We start from the raw sequence: 17746 nt of genomic DNA on the forward strand, positions 1-17746 counted from the left end.
GCTGCTTGCGCAAATAGCATGCGGACTGGAGCCCTTATTGGCTATCGGTCTGCCAGGGGGACGCCCTGCTGGCGCAAATAGGTTTGCACCTCTTTGCTCACCGGGCCCACCGCGCGGGCCTTGTCGGCCATCTCCCCCGCCGCGGTGGTTTGGCCCAATGCAGCCAGGGACACGGCCGCCCCCAGCAACCAGCGCTGTTCGTTGGGCCGGGACTGCAGGGCCGTGGTGTAGGCCTGCACACTGTCTTGGTGGCGCCCCAGGCGCTGTGCCGCGTTGGCCCGCAGCGCCCACAGCTCGGGTTGGTTCGCCATCAAGGGTTCCAACCGGGTCAGCAAGTCCCACACGGCGCTCGCACGGCCTTCGGCCAGTTCCATACGGGCCAGCTCGCGCAGCATGGACACCAGGGTTTGGCTGTTCGCAGCACTGGCGTTGGTTTGCGCGGCGCGCTCGGCGGCGGCTACTGCGTCTTGCAAGAGCGCAATCGCATTGTCGCGGGCACCGCTGTTCCAGAGTGCCTGCGCCTGCGCCAAGGTTTCGCGCGCGGCCTGCTGCTGGCGCTGGGCCAGGCCCGCCGCATCTGCGGCGGGCGGCGCGGGCATCGGGGTGGCCACCGCAGGGCTGGGCGGCAGCGCGGCAGCGGCTGATTTCTTCGGTGCCTCCGCAACGACCACCGCAGGCGGCGCAGGTGATACCGTCTTGGCATGCGGTGCCGCTACGACCTTGTTCGGCATGGCCCCGCTGGTCACTTCCACAGGTGGAATCGGATTGCTTGACAACGCGGTTTCCATCCGCAAACCAGAGGGCGGCAAGACCATGGCCTGTGGCGATGGAGCTTCCACCACTTCCTCTTGCACCGGTGGCAACGGGGCAGCCACGACCACAGGCGCTGGCGCTACGGCTGGCGGAGCCACAACCACAGCAGGGGGCGAAGGCGGTGCGGGTGCCACCGTCTGCATTTGCTGCCACTGCCACCATCCGGCGCCGGTGGCCACCAGCACCAATAACAACACCCAGCCCCAGTGCACGCGTCGACGCGCGCCTGCCGTGTGCAGAGGCACACTGGCCACACCCTGCAGGCGCAAAGCGTCCACCGTTCCAGGTGCACCCGTCGCATCGGGCGGCGATTGGCGGTGGTCCAGATCCCGGAGCATTTTGTTGATCACACTCATGGGGCCTCCCCTTGTCCCTGGCGCCAGGGTGGCAACACAAGCGATAGCGCCCGGCGCCACCACGGCATACGTGCCACTACGCCGGGGGTGTCGCGTGTGGCCAGACGCACATGGGCGCGGGTGACGCGGTGGGTGTCCTCGCCATAGGCCAGCATCAGGCACTTGTGGGCCAGAATGTTCACCAACCGCGGCACGCCGCCGCTGGCGTGTGCAATGGCGCGCGCTGCCGCTGGCGTGAACAGCGCGGTATCGGTGTTCGCGTTCAAAGCGGCGTGGCGCAGGCGGTGCACCAGGTAGGCTGGCACGCGCTGCTTTTGCATGGGACCCAGGTATTCGCTGAAGGTGATGCGCTGCAGCAGTTGCCGGATTTCCGGGCGCGCCAGCTTGTCGTCCAGGTCCGGTTGGCCCAGTAGCACCAGTTGCAGCAGCTTGCGCTTCTCGGTCTCCAGGTTGGAGAGCAGGCGCAGGCTTTCGACCGTGCGCATGGGGATGGCCTGGGCCTCGTCAATGCACACCACCACGCGCCGCCCCTGCGCCGCGTGCTCCAGCAGGCACTGGTTGAGTGCTGCCATGATCTGGTGGCGTTGCGGCGGGGTGGCAATGGTGAGCCGCAGCTCGCCCACCAAGGCGAGCAACAAATCATCGGGCCCCATATTCGGGTTGGGGATGTAGGCGGTCACGCACTCGCCCTGCAAGGTCTTGAGCAGTTGGCGGCACAGCACGGTCTTGCCGCAACCCAGTTCGCCCACCACCTTCAGAAATCCCTCTCCACTGCGCAGGGCCACCAACAGCATGTTGAGCGAAGCCTGCGCGCCCTCGTGGGCAAAAAAGAAGTCCGTATCCGGCGTGATCGAAAACGGGGCCTCTCGCAGTGAAAAATGCCCCAGGTACATTTACTTAGCCGAACCGCCGTCGATCTGAATCACCCGGGCACGGGCGGCATCCATGTCATCCAAGGATGCGCGGGCGCGGCGGGCCTGGGCTTCCCAGTCAGCAGCGGTGCGAATGATGGTGGGCTTGATCAGCACAATCACTTCCTTCTTGCGACCTTGGCTGGCCCGGTTGCCAAATAGAGCGCCCAAGCCGGGCATGCTGGTGGTGCCGGGAAGGCCCGATGCATTGCGGCTGGACTCCAGCTGCATCAGTCCGCCGATGGCGACGATGGTGCCGTCTTGGATGCGCACCAGCGTGTCGGTTTCGTTGACGCTACTGGAAGCCAGGGGCAGGCGGTAGTTGCCCACACTGCCCAGGTCCACCTGCTTGGTCTTTTCCGTGACCGAGGTTAGCGAGGGATGTACATGCAGGGTGACATTCACGCCATCGTCAATCTGCGGCGTCACGTCCAAAGAGATGCCTGAGAAAAACGGAGTCAACGTGACCGTGGGCATGGTGGTGCTGTTGCTGGTGGTAGTAGAGCTACCGGTACTCGCAGTACCTCCAGTCACCCCGGTCACAAAGAACTCATCCGATCCGACCTTGAGCACCGCCTTTTGGTTGTTCAGCGTGGCCACGCGCGGACTGGAAAGGGTCTGCACATCACCCTGGGTTTCCAGGAAGCCCAGCACTGCGCCAAACTGGCTGGTGGCCAGGGCCAGGCCGAACAAGCCACCGCCTGTGGCCATGGCCGGGAAGGCCACAGCACCATTGATGGTGGTCGTGCCCTGCACAAAAGGGTTGGTGCTGGCGACTCCGCTGCCAATCACGCCCGCGGCGGCCTGGCCATTCACATCGGTACCAAATGCACCCCAGTTCACGCCGCTTTGGTAGCCGTCACGAAGCTCAACCTCCACGACCTTGGCCTCCAGCATGACCTGGCGCTCCACCGAGGCCTGGGTGGCCTTGAGAAACTTGTCAACCTGGCGCAATTCTTCAGGCATGGCACGGACCGCCAATATGCCGGCCTGCGGGCTGGACACCACGCTGCGGCCCTCGCCACTGCCCACCAGGCTTTTGATGGCGCCCGTCATTTCACCCCAAAAGTCGGAGCGCGATGTGGTGGACACCCGGCTGTTCTCTGGCTGAGAAGTAGTGCCCGCCGTGGAATTGGCCCCCGACGTGCTGGTGCCGGTATTGGTACTTTGTAGACCTGCACCCGACGACACACGCAGCTCGCTGCTGCCCGTGCGCTGTGAGGTGGGGTAGTTGATCGTGAACACCCGTGTCTGCAGGGTGGGGGCGTACACCGTGATGCGACGCCCCTCGATCTTGAAATCGTAGCCATACACATCACGAATGGCTTCCAGCGCCTCGGTGACTGTGACGCCACGCAGAGTGACCGACAAGGTGCCCGTCACATCGGGGTGCATCAGCATGCTGTAACGGGTATCGGCGACGATGGCGAGGAAAACCTCGCGCGCCTGCGCGTTGTTCACCAGCAAGTCCAGCCGCGGCTCCGGTGGCAGTGCCACGGCCGGCGGTGCAGGTTCTGCCAACGCATCGCTCACCTTTTGGGGCACGCCTGCAGCTGGCTTGGCCAGCTCGGGCGGCAGCTCCGCACGCACAACCGCACTGACATCGGGTGTGCGCAGGGGACGATCGTTGGCGCAGCCAGACAGCACGCCCACGCTCAACAGCAGGCTCATCCCCGCTGCAGACCCAGTACGGAACGGACGGGCGTTGTTCAGCGATACCTGGGGAAACACATCGGTCATACGGGTAGCTTGGGAGAACATAGGGTGAACCTCACGGTTGAGCGGTGGTGCACGGTGCGGCGACCGGCGAGGTTGAGGGAGCTGCTGACTGGGTTTGTGCGCGCCGGCGAGTTGCCAACTTTTTCTTTGTGGTCTTGCCACGGGGAGGCGTCGCCGCCCGTGCAGGCGCGGCGGGCTTGCAATCCGCCGCAGACACGGTGCGCTGAATGCCCGCAAACCGTGGGATCTTGCGAAGCCCCGTGCCCTCACGGAACCACACCTCCGTCTCGGTAATGCGTTCCAGGCGGGCCTTGCCTACCGTTTGTCCTGGTGCATATAAGCGGGTGCCAACGACCAAATAAGGGTTGCCGTTGCGCACAATCACAGCCATGCCGTCCATGCCCAAAGGGGATGCTGTGGCCGCAGCCACACCCGGAGTTTGCCCCGCCTCCGCGGGGGCGATGGTGGGATCCCGCACATCCTGCGCCGGCACAGGTAACCAGGCCATGCAAGTGCATGCCCCCGCAACCACCAGCCCACGACGCATCCAGCCCATCATGGTTGCACCCCCACTACGTACACCTGCAGGGTCAACTCCGGAGGTTGTTTTTCGCTGCGCAAGCGCAGCATTCCCCACCGGAGGGTGGGCAAAGCATTCTCCAGCGTCTTGACGTACCGCGTGAGCTCAGGGTAGGCGCCCGACACCCGCAACTCCAGCCCCCGTCGGGACACGCCTGCCGGGGTCGCTACAGCACTTGAGGCCGCCGCGCTGGGGGACGAGGCCGCGGCTGTCGGTGCTTCCTGCGCCAAGGTGCTGGTTCCCAACAAGGTAAGGCCTTCTTGGCGACGTAAAAATTGCACCAGCACTTGCTCCAGCGCAGAACCAGTTCCCTGGGCCGGCACCAGGCCAGCAATCTGCTGGTTCACGCCATCAATTTGCGCCAACACAACGCCCAGCTCATCGCGCGTGGCCTTGTTCGCATCTACAGGTTGTGGCGTGTTCTTCAGTTGTTCACGCAAACGAACCAGCTCGGTACCTTGGGCCGCATAACGCTGGGTAATCTGGGTGTGTGCCAACTGGGCTGGTTCCAGCCACAAGACGTAGGCCAGCGCCACACAACAAGCAAGGCAGGACAAAAACAGGAAGACGCGTTCTCGCAAACTCAGGGCATCGATTCGAGCGGCATGTTTGATCCACCACGGCTTCATGGTTGACCTCCCGCGGGCACGATCAGGTGTACCAGGGTAAAAGACCACAGCGCTTGCCCTACAGCGGCGGAGGCACCGGGTGCGACGGCCGACGTCGCAGTGGCGCGCTCCACCTTGACATCACCCAGCGACAAGCCCTGCATCAGGGGACTGCTGGCCAAGCGCACCACCCACTCATTGAGGGCTGAAGGCTCCAGAGTGAACCCCGCCACCTCCAGTCGCGCTGCATCGGCCTTTACATCGGTCACCCACACCACCGCAGGGATGCTGCGGGCCACCAGTTGCAAACGATCCGAGTGGGCCTTGCCTGGCTGCGAGACGCCTTGCTGCAAAGCCTGCAAGGTTTGCTGCTTTTGCAACAGCAACGCCTGTTGTTCTTTCAGCTTTTGAAGCAATGCGGGGTCCACAGGTGCCGCTGCGGTTTGCCCGCGCTGAATGGCCGCTTGCAGCGTCGCAATTTCACGGGCCTGCAAATCCATGGTCTGACTGAACCCTTGGCTGGCGCGCTGTAAGTTCCATACCCATACGCCACAGAGCAGTGCACCTGCCACCACAAACACCCCCAAAGAAATGGCCATGGTGTCGGCGGAGAAATAGCGCTTCTGCGTGAGCAGAATCGGCGTACAAAGATTGATTTGCTGGGGCATGGTTAGCGGCTCTAGAGCTTGCGCCCCTCAGTGCGCAAAAGCGCGCCCAATAACGGCAAACACATAGCCCGGTCTGCCGCATCCTTGGTGTCCAAACCACTGAAGTGGGTCCCCATATCAATGGCGGTCACCGTCTGCCCCATCTCGCGCCCCAGCCACTGGGCCAACTCGGTCGACCGCGCGCCCGCGCTGACCCGCAAACCGCTTAAGGGCAGGCTGGACCAGGAACGATCCCACAGATCCAGAGAGCGCTGTACCTCAACCAAAAACCGCTGTGCGAGCTCATTACCGTCGCCGGACGCCGAGGCACCGCCGCCGGTGTAGTCGCTGCCATGCGAAACGCCACCCACGTTGTACTCAGGGACATACTCACCAACCGGGATGAAGGTCTCGGACACGGCCATACCAGCCTCATCCTTGCTGCCCCAGTCCATCGCCATAAACCCTTCTGGCAACTCTAGCCGCCGGGCATAAAACAGCTCTTCATTGGCGCTGATCGTCAGCAAAGCGTGGTTGGCATCGGCCACCAGCAGAGCTGCATCAGCGCGCTCCAGGCGCCCCTCGTTGCGGGCCAGCAGACTCTGCAAGTTGCGCTGCACGGTTTCCTGGATGTCGATCACAGACACCGTCCAGTGCAGTGCATCACCCAAGTCCAGCACGTCCCGGACGATGGCGGTCTCTGCAGCCACCACAAACAAATGCGGCGTCCCTTTCTGTTGCCCATCACCCACGCGCATAACATCCAGCGTCAGGTCGTCGATATGCACATTCACCATATCGCGAATCTGGTAGCGGGCGGCTGCGCGCAACTCTTCTGGAGCCACCGCGGGAACGTCAATCTGTAGCAATTGGTATTGCGCAGGCCGCAGCATGATGTGCGCAGAGGCGCCTTTGAGCCCCAGCGCTTGCAGGCGGCGAACAAAGTCCTCCCGACTATCGGTACCCTGGCGCTCCACCCCCATCTGGCGAACGTCAAAACCACCATCTGACCGGGGCCGAGCCCGCACAAAGGCCACCTCTCCGTCGGCCCAGGACACGATGAGTTGATCGCCCGCGATGATGCGACGCCAAGGCCAGCGCATGGCTAGCGACGCTCCCGCGGCAACAATCGGGAAGAAATAGGCATTGTTTCAATCATGGATGCGGTGCAGCTCAGATCAATTTGCTCTCATTTTAATAGCTGAATGCGCAATCATGACAGCATTCTTTGGGCCTTGGCCTAGGGTTTGCAAAATTGACAGCAGAGTGTTCAGTAGTTCTCACGGCGGTAGATCAGGGGGCTTCTATAGACCCCAAACGTAGCGCGACCCACGGGGTTCCCCACTGCACCGGTCCAGTTGAACTGCAACCAGGCAGGGATGTTGGCTGTGACATCAATAGATCCCACATTGCCAGCACCCGGTGCGCGCAGCCAAAGATTGAAGTTACCGGCGAATCCGGCAACACCATTGCTATCAGTACCCACAACGCCTGTTTCAAGGTAGCGGCGATTGGCCACAGTGGGTGCCGCGGCACACCCCGCCCCACTGTTATTGCCGGGTTCGATCACACAGGTATTACCCACAATATTAGGGGCCCCCGCTACTGGCGCGAATGCGAGTGTTGCGTTGGTGCAGGAATCCTGGGAATTGAGCACCCAGCCACTCGCCGCACTCACCCAATATTCGGCACGGAACGTCATGGGTAAGTCCAGCCGATCAGAGCCCAGTGCATTCGACAATCGCGCCCGCCCGCTGCGGATCGTCGTTACGCCCTCCAAGGCCGTGGCCGCCGTGCCATCATTGCCGGTTGCGGAGGAGACGTTGTCGGCATCCAGCGCACGCAGTCGAATAGCACCTGGAGCAGTCGTCCTTGTTGCAAAGGTGAAGGCCGGGGCCGCCGCGCTTGCGCCCGCCACAAACGTATTTGCTGCTACTGCCGTAGGTGCCAGAGCTCCTCCCGGCAAGGCATTGGCATCTGAGAACGTCACCGCTTTGGAGAAATTGGGGTTGGTATTGGCGCTGCCGTCGTAGTTGGCCGTAGTAGCGCCTGCACGGTTGCGTGCCACCACCTGCACAGCAAATGGCTGCGCGGAGTACGAATATGCACCTGCGGCGCAGCCTTGGGTCACCACCGTATCAAAGTGGTCTGGCACAAAGCGCCCCACGTTTCCACCGGGGCCCGTAGTCCCTGTTGCGGTCAGCCCGGACGCCAAGTAGCTGCCACTGGTCAGCGCAGCGGTGATGTCTATGGTCCCGACCTCTGTCCAATTCAGGGCGTTCGAAGTTGAGCTGCCGGAATTGAACGCACCAACACTACCGGTGAAGGCTCCATTGACTGCACCAGTGCCCGTAGGCGACACTTTGGCGAAAGCCAGAACCACACTCTCCGCAGCCGTTTCCTTGCCGAAGTTGGGCGTGGTAGCACCCGCACTATTTTTGGCCGACACCGTGGCACTGAAATTGACGCCCGCCCTGATCGGCGCCGCCGTAATGGCACTGAAGGCAAAACTGGCAGGTGCTGCCACAAAGACGTCGGAGCCTGTCATCGTGATCCCCGCAGTCGTGTCCTGCGCTGCCAAAGTGACGCGCCCTACGTCAGCGTACTGCACGGTGGTAGTAGCCACACCACTGGCGTTGAAGGATAAATTGACTGCCTGACCAGTCGCATCGCAAGCCGTCACCGTGGAGTTGGACGTATTCAATGCCTTGCCTCCTACACGAACTGGCAGCGTCCCCGTCGTAGGATTCGTGTAGGCACAGGTAAAGGTCAGGTTGCGGCTAGTGTTCGCATACGCGGAAACGCAAGCCGCGCTGTTATCTGACTTTTTCACCGCCTTCACGGTGACCGACTGGCTCACTTCAGACACATGGTTGGGCACATCAAACAAATACCCCGCCTGCACAAAGTTCAAGTTGGCGTCACAGGTGGAACCCAAGGTGTAGTCCTGTGCCACGCAACTGCTGGCAGCCCCCGAGCTTTCGGTGACCCCCCCAGAATTGAGATTGATATTCAGGCTTTCCACCGTGGAATTGGACAAGCCCAGCACGATGGAAGACTCCCCGCTAAAGGTATAGCTGCCGTTCCCGCTGCCCGAGTTCACCACCGGATTGATGGTGCTCACCCCGGACCAGTTGCCGTGCCCGGTACTGGTGGACATCTGCATGGTGGTACCGGCCAAGCTGATCAATCCATGGCTGGCATCGTGCGCCTCCACCGTAATGTTGGCCACCGCGCCGCCACAGCTCACCTGTTCGCCGGTATGGACGATGTGAAAGTGATCCAGTGTCGTACACAACGGACGGGTCAAAGCCATGTCGGCCGCAGCCTGTGTTGCATTGATATCGATGGCGTAGATGTACACCTCGTCAATGGTTCCGTTGGCCCCGTTGGGGGTACCTGTGCTCGGTGTAATTCCAGACGTGCGGTTGTCACCAATATAGAGCGTGCTAGGCGTGGCAATGGCTCCAGTGGAGGTTGTGCGAAAGGGCGTAGTGCCGGACGTGTTGACCAAAACTCCGTCGAGAATGATTTGTTGCACCGTCTGGTTGGTGCCGGGAGTGAAACTCCAGCTCACGGCAATGTGGTGCCAAGTATTGGCCCCATAGGTATACCCTGTGGTTGTCTCTGCCGTACGCACCGTGCCGCCACTGTCAGTCACCGCAAAACGCAAGGCTCCGTTGGAGCGCTTCATGAGGAAGAAAGGACGGGCAGCTACGGTGGTTGCATCGAACAGCATCGCGTCTGCTGAGTTCCAGGCTGTCGTTGATTTGAACCAAAAACTCACTGACCCGCGATTGGCAGGGACGATCGGAGTGGCTACTGCATCCACGGTTAGATTCAGCGTATTGCCGGTGAAACTCCCCCCTCGGCAGAGTTTGCCCCCGGCAATATTGCTACTGAGCCCCACCTTCGTCGCATGCTGTGAGCTGCCAGAGGTGTCCTTGACCTCTCCGGCCGTACCCAGCCACAGGCCTTCGTCAAACCGGTATTCGGCGCTCTTAGCCGCCAATTGATTGGCAGGGTACCAAAGAATGGCGGTGCCCACTGCCGTGTCAATGAAGTTCTGGTTATAGGCAAACTGGGTGTAATCCGTGGTGCTGAGTTGCACCCCCACCGCAGCGCCCACCCCCGTGGTTGAGCCGGTGGTGTATTGGTAGCGGAAGTTGCCATTCACACCGCTCAGGCTGGCATATAGAGCAATTTGAAAGCTGTAGCGCGTGCTCGCATCGCCATACAAAGCCACGTTATCCCAAGTGATCACGAACCGTTTCTGGCCCAATCCGTCCGTCAGCAACTCCGACTTAACCGCAGCATTGGTGATGCCGCTGGCGCTGCCCGCAATGATGTCGACCCAGTACCCAATCATCAGCTTGGTTGGTACAGCATTCACGCAGCCCGCAAGCGCAGGTCCCGCAGCATTGATCGGCAAGGCCCGCGGCGTGTATTCGCGGTGGAAGCCAGATACGTCAGTACCAAACGCCAAGATGCCGTTGGAATACACCCGTACACTGGAATAGTTGACGCCCCCAAAAGTAAAAGTAAAACCTGAGGGAAAGGCAACGTCTGCCCAGTCATCGTCCCCATTGGGGTAGGAAGTGCACCCAGGTGCTGCGCCGCTGGCATGCCAGGTTAAGCTGGTGGCTGCGCCCGAAGGCGTGTCGTAGGCGAATGTGTCGGAGCGGTAGGCGTAGGTGGCTGCTTGGGCTTCACCGCTGGTCAGTAAAACCAACAGCACACCCAAAATCACTAGCCATCGCATGAAAATCGTGTCTGCTTGTATTCCTTTCTCTTTGGTGCGGACATGCATGTTCATACCTTTACAGCTCAAGACCGGCAGAAACGCTGCGCTCAATGAAACCCACAGCACCTGCGACGCCCCCTGCCGATGCGTTTGCCTTTAACTGGTAGATCGTCTTGCTGCCACCATCAACGTACAGTGCAGAAGTACAAAATATCACAACGTTGAAGCCTTCAATCACCAAATTTTTCGGCGAAACGGGGCATGCAGCATTTGCGACGACGCTACCAACGCCCCACTCTAGGCCCGCACGCGCGGCCCAATATGCCCGCGTCCCTTGCACGTCCTGTACTGAAGTGAGTTGTTGCGTATTGGAAGAACTCAACAAGTACCCTCCGAGTGCTGCCAAGACAACGACTAGGAAAATAGCTGCAATCGCAGCAAATCCGCGGTGAGAGTTGTGAAGCTCATTCATGGCGTGTTACTCACATGGACTTCATTTTGCAAGACTACCGCCTCATCCTTCTCGGTGAGACTCAAATTGATAGCAACCAATGAGTTCCGGTGAAGATCTACAGCACTTGCCGCGAAATTGCACACCGCATTGCGTGCGATAACAGGTCCATTCGAGGGGCAAGCACTCGTAAAATCCACAGCATTGACCGTGCGGTGTAAATTTCCGTCCACACCGCACACGTATGCAACCACTCGCTCTGTGGCGGGAATCACCTGAAAGCGATTGCTCGCGGAAGCAAGTGAGAATTGCTTGGAAGTGATTGGAATCTGAGTTTCAGGGGGGTTGCCTGCCTCTGTTGGCACCGCAGAAACAACGGATGTGTTGTCACTGTTGTATGCGGTCGCTCCGGCTATGCCAAGGTTGTAAACCGCGATGACGTCACCTTGGTTTATGCGCTGTTCCAAAGGCAAAGCCGCATTGCTACCCAACATATTGAAAGTGGTGTCCGCTGACGCGAAGTCCAGATTGTTGCCACCACCTGTGTCTTCAGTCCGGTAACGACCACCTGTTTTAGTGGGGATGAACTCCAAGCATTGATTGTTGGGCGTACGAATACTATTGGGCAATGCGGTACGGATATCTCTGGCCATGCGACGTACTGTCGTATCTGCGACATCTGTCAGCGCCGCACGACGGCCACTTGTAAAGTATGCATCAATGGGTCCGCGCATAAAAACCGCGACCATGCTGCCGATGACACCCATGATGACGATGACCATCACAAGCTCGATCAGCGTAAAGCCTTTATGGGTGCGCGTGAAGCTACGCATGATCAGTTATTTGTCCTGTAGCTCGCTAGAGCGAAGGACTCCGTGCCCTTGGAAACGGTCACAACGACTTTCTTCGCCATAATTCCCAAGGTCACGTTGTCGGCGGTGACCGATATTCGGATGGAATACCCTGCCAAAGCGGCAGGCAATCCAAAGATGGCCTCGGTTTTTCCGTCGTAATCGTCGACGTCGTCCATGGCGTCCCTGGTAGCTTCATTGCCTTGAACGCCATCGGGATCGGTGTAAGCCTTCTGCATAACCTCCTCCATCGTAGAGTCAGCCAGCGCAATGACCTGCTTACGCACGACCGGGTCTGCACTGGACTTCACTACAGTGTTCATCACTGACAAGATACCCGTCAACCCAACCCCAACCACCACGATGAATACGATCAGTTCGATCAACGTGAAGCCGCGAACAACACGCTTATTCATGCACATACCCTGTAACCGCCTCGATTTTGATGCTGTTGCTTGCCCCTACAACCTGGATCGATTGGGCTCCCATCATTACACCGAGTGTTGATATGGGCTGCCCCAAACCATCAAAATTGAATGCGTCCGGAATGCCATTGAAAGTCACACCAGACTTGCTTGCCAACTGCCCTTCCCTTGCCGCCCCGCCTGTACCACTGGGACCTGTCAGGGGCGTATTGCAAACGTTGGTACCTGCCGCAGATGCAATGGCAAGACCCACTGTAGACGCAGTAAAGGTTATACAAACCGTGCGGCGCTGTGCAATCGCTGTTTTTTGTGCGTACCGCAGGTAAGCCATCGTTTGATCATGAAACCCTCGGGAATAAAAATCACCCGTATTGAAGATGCGCGGCCCAGCAAATACGACTAAGACACCCACCAACACGATCACCATAACAAGTTCCACTAACGTGAATCCATGGAGTGGTCTCAGGCCCAGTGCATGCCGGTGCCTAACGGGTTGGTATGGAGCGATCTTCAACTGCATGATGTTGAATGGCCATATGAAAAAACGCGAGGATTCTATTGAATACCTCGCGCTTGACGACAAAAGTGAAAGACACGTGTGCGCCGCTATGCAGCGCGCTCGAACTCAGGCAATGTTCAATTGCCTGCCCCGATGATGTCAAAAGTCACCGCAGTCGCAGGTGCATAGCCTGTAAGCGTCAAGGTACAGTTCTTTGTAACCCCGTTGGAGGCAGCTGCGGCAGCTAATTCACCACCTGCAGTTGCCGCCGCTGCATAACCTGTAGGCCAAGCGCCTCCACTCATGGCCTGCTTGATGGAGTCGCAGGTGTTAACCACTTTGCACTTGGCAGGCGCACTGGCAGCTGTAGAAATTGAGCATCCACCGTAATTGATTGCCGATGCGGATGCTGCAGCACCTGCCACACCCTGCATGGACGCTTGCTGCGCATCACTCTTCAAATCCACAAACTTCGGTAGCGCCACAGCAGCCAACACACCCAAGATCACAATAACCATCACCAACTCAATCAGCGTAAAGCCGCGTTGTACGTGTTTCATGTTGTCCGCCTTTCGTTTGAAAAAACTTCTTGCTCCGTCCTGAAACGGGCTCCAACGTCATCTATAGACACATTCCAAATTAATTCTATTGCAATGAACTATTGTTGTGCATCAAGTTTGGGGGCTAAGTACGTGATCTGCATCACCATTTACCCTTATTTCGTGGTTTTGTTACATCTGCCTTAATCCACCACTTGGCCCATCCACACGTAAGACATTTGCGAAGTGATCTGCAAGGGTCCCGGGGGCTTGCTGACTTGGAACCAGAGGGCTTGTGCTCCCAGGGGTGATTCCAACCTATCTGTTTCCATCGGGTGGTAGCCCACGCATGTACAGTCAGGGTCAAACACCCAACTGCCGCCCGGCAATGCCGCCAGCGCTTCGGCGTCGGCCAACCCTGCGTAATTGGCAGGCAGTGTTGCCAACGCCAAAAACGGATTGCGCTGGGCCAGCGCTGCGGATGGTGCTGCATTGCTGCGATTTCCGGCCACCGCCGCCAAATGTTCGAGAACCAGAGCCGTGCGCAGGGCACCCAAGGTATTCTTTATTTGGGCTAGCTCCGCCTGGCCTCGCACTTCCCGCAGCTGCCACACAAAGACAGTGGCCATCACCAACACCAGCAAAACCAGCACGCCCCACTCTGCCAACCGCCCACCCCACACAGGTGACGGTTGCGCGATGGGCCGCTCCGCAGCCACGACCTACCCGCCGCCCTTGCCCATGGCAGCCTGGCCCATGTTCCACAACGGCAAGAACACACCCAGCGCCAACAGCAGCACCAGCACCCCAATCACCGCCAGCAAAATCGGCTCGATGGAGGCCGATAGGCCCTTGATGCTGTAGTCGGTGTCACGCTCGTACATGGCGGCGATTTCAAACAACAGGTTGTCCAGCTCGCCAGTTTCCTCGCCCACATTGATCATTTGCAACACCACGGGGGTGAACACCCCAGTAGCCGCCGCGCAGCGCGAGATGCTTTCGCCGCGCTCAATGCCATCGCGCATTTGCTCAATACGGCTGCCAATAAAGGCGTTGTCCACCGTTTGTGCCACCACGGTTAGCGCCTGCACCAGCGGCACCCCGCTTTGGCTGGACAGTGCAAAGCTGCGGGCGAAACGCGCCAGCGTGGCTTTCAGGATGATGTCGCCAATGATGGGGAGTTTGAGCTTGCGGGAATCCCAGCGGTAGCGCCCTTCAGGCGTGCGCACATAGGCCCGCACCGCCACAGTCCCCACAAACACCAGCGCCAGCAGCAGGGGCCACCAGGCAATCATCCAGCTCGAGAACGCCAGCAGGCCACGCGTGATCAATGGCAGCTGGGTATTGAACCCCGCAAACACCTTGGCAAAGACAGGAATGACAAAAACGTTCAGGATCACAACGGCGATCGCCATGGCAATCATCACAAAGGTGGGGTAGCGCGTGGCCTGCTTGATACGCTCCCGCACATCGCGTTCAAACTCCATGTGCTCGGTCAGCCGCATAAAGACTTCGGTCAACCGTCCGGTCATCTCCCCCACGCGGATCATGGAAATGTAGAACCCCCCAAACAGTGCGCCGTGCCGCGCCAGCGCCGCCGACAACTCGCGCCCCTGGTCCAAGCTGGCACGTATATCTTTCAGCATGTCCACCATGGCGGGTTTTGTGGCGGAGGCCTCCAGCCCCGCAAAAGCGCGCAAGATGGGCACACCCGCCTTGTTCAGCGTGTACATCTGGCGTGAAAAGATCAACAGGTCTTCAACCACAATGGGTTTGCGGTTCAGTCGCGCCAGAAGGCCCTCAGAGGACTTCTCCACCTTGGCCTCGGCCAAGGCAATGTGCACCGGTGCCACCCCAATCGACAGCAGTTGATCGGCCACACCGCCTTCGGTCAGCGCTTCCAACTGGCCGGTGACCGCCTCACCCCGGTTGTTACGACCGCGCCAGGTATAAACCGCCATCAGGCAGCCTCGGGATCGAGGTCGTCGTCAGCATCAAAGCCAATGCGCAGCGCCTCTGCCAGCGAGGTGCGTCCCTGGCGCACCATCTCCAGCGCATGGTGGGCCATGGTGTGGCCCTTCATGCGCTCACGCGCGGTGCGCATGAAATTCGCGGGATCTGAGTGGGATGCGGCATGGGTCAGCACCGCGTCCATCTCCAGCAGCTCGTACACACCCTGTCGGCCGGCATATCCAGTTCCATTGCAATGCGAGCAGCCCAGGCCCCGCTTGGGCGTCAGGGTAGTGCCAGGCGCCAGCATGGTGTCCAGCCATGACTGCTCTTGCGGTGTGGGGGCATGCGGTGCCGAACATTCGGGGCAGTTCATACGCACCAGACGCTGGGCAATCACCGCCTGCAAAGACGTGGCGACCATAAACGGCGGCACGCCCATGTCCAACAAGCGAAATGGCGTGCTGATGGCATCGCGCGTGTGCAGGGTGGAGAGCACCAAATGCCCGGTGATGGCAGCACGCAGACCAATTTCAGCAGTTTCTGCATCGCGCATTTCGCCCACCAGAATCACGTCCGGGTCCTGGCGCAGGCAAGCGCGCAGCACGCGGGCAAAGGTCAGCTCAATCTTGTCGTTGACCTGCACCTGAGTGATGGCCGGCAGGCGGTATTCCACCGGATCTTCCACGGTGATGACCTTGAGCTCGGCCGCATTGATTTCGGCCAGCGCGGCATACAGCGTGGTGGTCTTGCCGGACCCGGTGGGGCCAGTGACCAGCACCATGCCAGAGCTGCGGGATAGCACCTCGCGAAAGCGCTTGAGCATGTCCGGCGGCATGCCGATGGTGTCCAGCCGCCGCATGCCGGCACCCTGGTTCAATAACCGCATGACCGCGGACTCGCCATAGGTGGTGGGCAACGTGGAGAGCCGCACATCAATGGTGTTGTCTTTCAGGCGCACGCTGAAGCGGCCGTCCTGCGGCAGGCGTTTCTCAGAAATGTCCAACCCGGCCATGAGCTTCAGGCGCTGGGCCAGCGCACCGCCAATGCGTTTGTCGGCCTGCGTTTGGGTTTGCAGCACGCCGTCCACGCGCACGCGGATTTGCAGAAAACCCTCTTGCGGCTCAATGTGCACGTCGGACGCGCCCACCTGCGTGGCATCTTCAAACAGCGACTGCAACAGACGCACCACGGGGGCGCCTTCAATGCCCACGGTAGCGGTCAATTCCCCAAAGTCGACTGCGTCACCCAGGTCTTTTTCCAGGGCGCGGGCTAGGCCGCTGATTTCCTCGGTGCGGCGGTACAGCCGGTCAAAGGCCAGTGCCAGCTGGCTCTCAGGCACTGCGGCAATGCCGATATTGCGCTTGAGCAGGCGGGTCAGTTCGTCGTAGGCAAACAAATCCAGCGGATCGCCCAGCGCCACCAACAGGCTGTCGCCCTTGTCTTCCAGCACCAACGCCTTGAAACGCCGGGCTGCACTCTCCGGCAACAACTTGGTGACTTCGGCCCGAAACGGAAACGTCTTCAGGTTGACAAAGGGGATGCGTAATTGGCGGGCCAAGCCATTGGCCAGCAGCTCTTCGGTGATGACCCCGGTTTCGATCAGCAGGCGCCCCACCTTTTTACCGGTGGTGCGCTGCAGTTCCAGGGTTTGCTGCAGCTGCTCTTGGGAAATCAGGCGCTGCTGCACCAGCACGTCGCCCAGCCGCAGTTTTTCAGGGCGGCCTGGGGGCGGAGACGGGCGAGACCCGTCGGGCGCACCGGGCGCTGCCGTTGCCATGTTCATGCGCTATTCCTTTTGCGGTTTGCAAAAATAATAGCACGCAAGCCCGTTTCAAAGGGGGCAAACCACTCGTAAACCGCTCTTGGTCAGGCGGCGGGCGCGGGTTCATTGGCCGGGCTGATACTGTTGCCCTCCACCTTGACGCGTGCGCCAACCGTAGCGGGACTACTCTGCTCAATAGAGCGCACCGAACCGTCTTCCATGCGGATTTCCACTCGGTAGACCATGTCTTTCTTCATCTTCTTCTCTACGGTGTTGCCGGCCCAGCCGCCACCCAGGACACCGGCGATGGTGGCCAGCGCCTTGCCGTCACCGCCACCAAACTGGTTGCCGACCAACCCGCCCAGCACTGCGCCGGCCACGGCGCCCGCGCCGCTGGGCTTGGCCTCACGCTCCACCGGGGTGACAGACTCGACCGTACCGCACACCGCGCAAATGGCCTTGTGCGGGGTGCTGGAGGCCACGGGCACGCCCGCTCCGGGGGGGGCGGCGTCAATGACTTCCCACGGCTCGCTGGCCGGGGGCTTGGCCGCCACGGTGCTGTGCGCCTTGGCACTGGCGGACTGCGATTTCACTATCTTTTTAGGAGCTACTGGCGCAGGTTTTACGGGGGCCTCCGCCACTATTTCTTCATTTTTAGTCGCCAGCTCGGGCTCCAGCACCGAGGCGACGGTGGCCACAGGTGTCAGCGGAGTCGCCGCGGCTATTTCTTCACCACTTTGGCGATTCACCTGCACCAGCGCGGCCCCCAGGGCCAACGTGGTCGCGCCCAAGGCCGCAATGACAGCCCACAGCATCCGGTGGGCGCCGGGTTGGGGCACTCCGGGAATGGTGACGGTACTCATGGTTTTCCTCCAGCAAAAGGGGCTT

Annotated in this window: 17 protein-coding genes; all 17 read right to left on the minus strand. The window is 60.2% G+C overall.

From position 1 onward, the window contains the following. Positions 1-41: 41 nt before the first annotated feature. Entirely contained in the window at positions 42-1169 is a 1128-nt protein-coding gene (locus J2X15_RS11145; RefSeq protein WP_310342719.1) for a tetratricopeptide repeat protein, read from the minus strand. Next, the gene (locus tag J2X15_RS11150; protein WP_310342721.1) at positions 1166-2062 is read right to left on the minus strand and encodes an ExeA family protein; all 897 of its coding nucleotides are present in this window, start codon (positions 2060-2062) and stop codon (positions 1166-1168) included. The genes J2X15_RS11145 and J2X15_RS11150 overlap by 4 nt, the downstream gene beginning before the upstream one ends. Further along, complete coding sequence (locus J2X15_RS11155) at positions 2063-3841, minus strand: secretin N-terminal domain-containing protein (protein WP_310342722.1); 1779 nt, start codon at positions 3839-3841, stop codon at positions 2063-2065. A gap of 10 nt (positions 3842-3851) precedes the next feature. After that, positions 3852-4307 carry a hypothetical protein gene (locus tag J2X15_RS11160; protein WP_310342724.1) on the minus strand — a complete coding sequence of 152 codons (456 nt, stop codon included), beginning with the start codon at positions 4305-4307 and terminating at the stop codon, positions 3852-3854. A 47-nt stretch (positions 4308-4354) separates the two neighbouring features. Beyond that, complete coding sequence (locus J2X15_RS11165; protein ID WP_310342727.1) at positions 4355-5008, minus strand: hypothetical protein; 654 nt, start codon at positions 5006-5008, stop codon at positions 4355-4357. Then, a complete protein-coding gene (locus tag J2X15_RS11170; RefSeq protein ID WP_310342730.1) occupies positions 5005-5655 on the minus strand; it encodes a PilN domain-containing protein in 651 nt (216 codons plus the stop codon). Before J2X15_RS11170 ends, J2X15_RS11165 begins: the two co-directional genes overlap by 4 nt. 11 nt (positions 5656-5666) lie before the next feature. Next, complete coding sequence (locus J2X15_RS11175) at positions 5667-6737, minus strand: hypothetical protein (protein ID WP_310342733.1); 1071 nt, start codon at positions 6735-6737, stop codon at positions 5667-5669. A gap of 167 nt (positions 6738-6904) precedes the next feature. After that, the gene (locus J2X15_RS11180) at positions 6905-10489 is read right to left on the minus strand and encodes a DUF6701 domain-containing protein (protein WP_310342736.1); all 3585 of its coding nucleotides are present in this window, start codon (positions 10487-10489) and stop codon (positions 6905-6907) included. Further along, positions 10455-10850, minus strand: coding sequence for a hypothetical protein (locus J2X15_RS11185; RefSeq protein WP_310342739.1), 396 nt, complete (start codon positions 10848-10850; stop codon positions 10455-10457). The genes J2X15_RS11180 and J2X15_RS11185 overlap by 35 nt, the downstream gene beginning before the upstream one ends. After that, a complete protein-coding gene (locus tag J2X15_RS11190; RefSeq protein WP_310342741.1) occupies positions 10847-11662 on the minus strand; it encodes a prepilin-type N-terminal cleavage/methylation domain-containing protein in 816 nt (271 codons plus the stop codon). The genes J2X15_RS11185 and J2X15_RS11190 overlap by 4 nt, the downstream gene beginning before the upstream one ends. Positions 11663-11664: 2 nt before the next feature. Then, the gene (locus J2X15_RS11195) at positions 11665-12096 is read right to left on the minus strand and encodes a prepilin-type N-terminal cleavage/methylation domain-containing protein (RefSeq protein WP_310342744.1); all 432 of its coding nucleotides are present in this window, start codon (positions 12094-12096) and stop codon (positions 11665-11667) included. Continuing rightward, a complete protein-coding gene (locus tag J2X15_RS11200) occupies positions 12089-12625 on the minus strand; it encodes a prepilin-type N-terminal cleavage/methylation domain-containing protein (protein WP_310342746.1) in 537 nt (178 codons plus the stop codon). The genes J2X15_RS11195 and J2X15_RS11200 overlap by 8 nt, the downstream gene beginning before the upstream one ends. A gap of 116 nt (positions 12626-12741) precedes the next feature. Then, positions 12742-13164: a type II secretion system protein gene (locus tag J2X15_RS11205; protein ID WP_310342749.1), complete on the minus strand. Its 423-nt coding sequence runs from the start codon at positions 13162-13164 to the stop codon at positions 12742-12744. A gap of 182 nt (positions 13165-13346) precedes the next feature. Further along, positions 13347-13772: a hypothetical protein gene (locus J2X15_RS11210; protein WP_310342750.1), complete on the minus strand. Its 426-nt coding sequence runs from the start codon at positions 13770-13772 to the stop codon at positions 13347-13349. A gap of 93 nt (positions 13773-13865) precedes the next feature. Then, positions 13866-15104: a type II secretion system F family protein gene (locus J2X15_RS11215; RefSeq protein ID WP_310342752.1), complete on the minus strand. Its 1239-nt coding sequence runs from the start codon at positions 15102-15104 to the stop codon at positions 13866-13868. Next, positions 15104-16873: a GspE/PulE family protein gene (locus tag J2X15_RS11220; RefSeq protein ID WP_310343055.1), complete on the minus strand. Its 1770-nt coding sequence runs from the start codon at positions 16871-16873 to the stop codon at positions 15104-15106. The genes J2X15_RS11215 and J2X15_RS11220 overlap by 1 nt, the downstream gene beginning before the upstream one ends. A gap of 89 nt (positions 16874-16962) precedes the next feature. Further along, on the minus strand, positions 16963-17721 hold the full coding sequence (locus J2X15_RS11225; RefSeq protein WP_310342755.1) for an outer membrane lipoprotein: 759 nt from the start codon (positions 17719-17721) through the stop codon (positions 16963-16965). Between the last annotated feature and the right edge of the window lie 25 nt (positions 17722-17746).

The sequence above is a fragment of the Rhodoferax saidenbachensis genome (assembly GCF_031457975.1).
GTDB lineage: Bacteria > Pseudomonadota > Gammaproteobacteria > Burkholderiales > Burkholderiaceae_C > Allorhodoferax > Allorhodoferax saidenbachensis_A.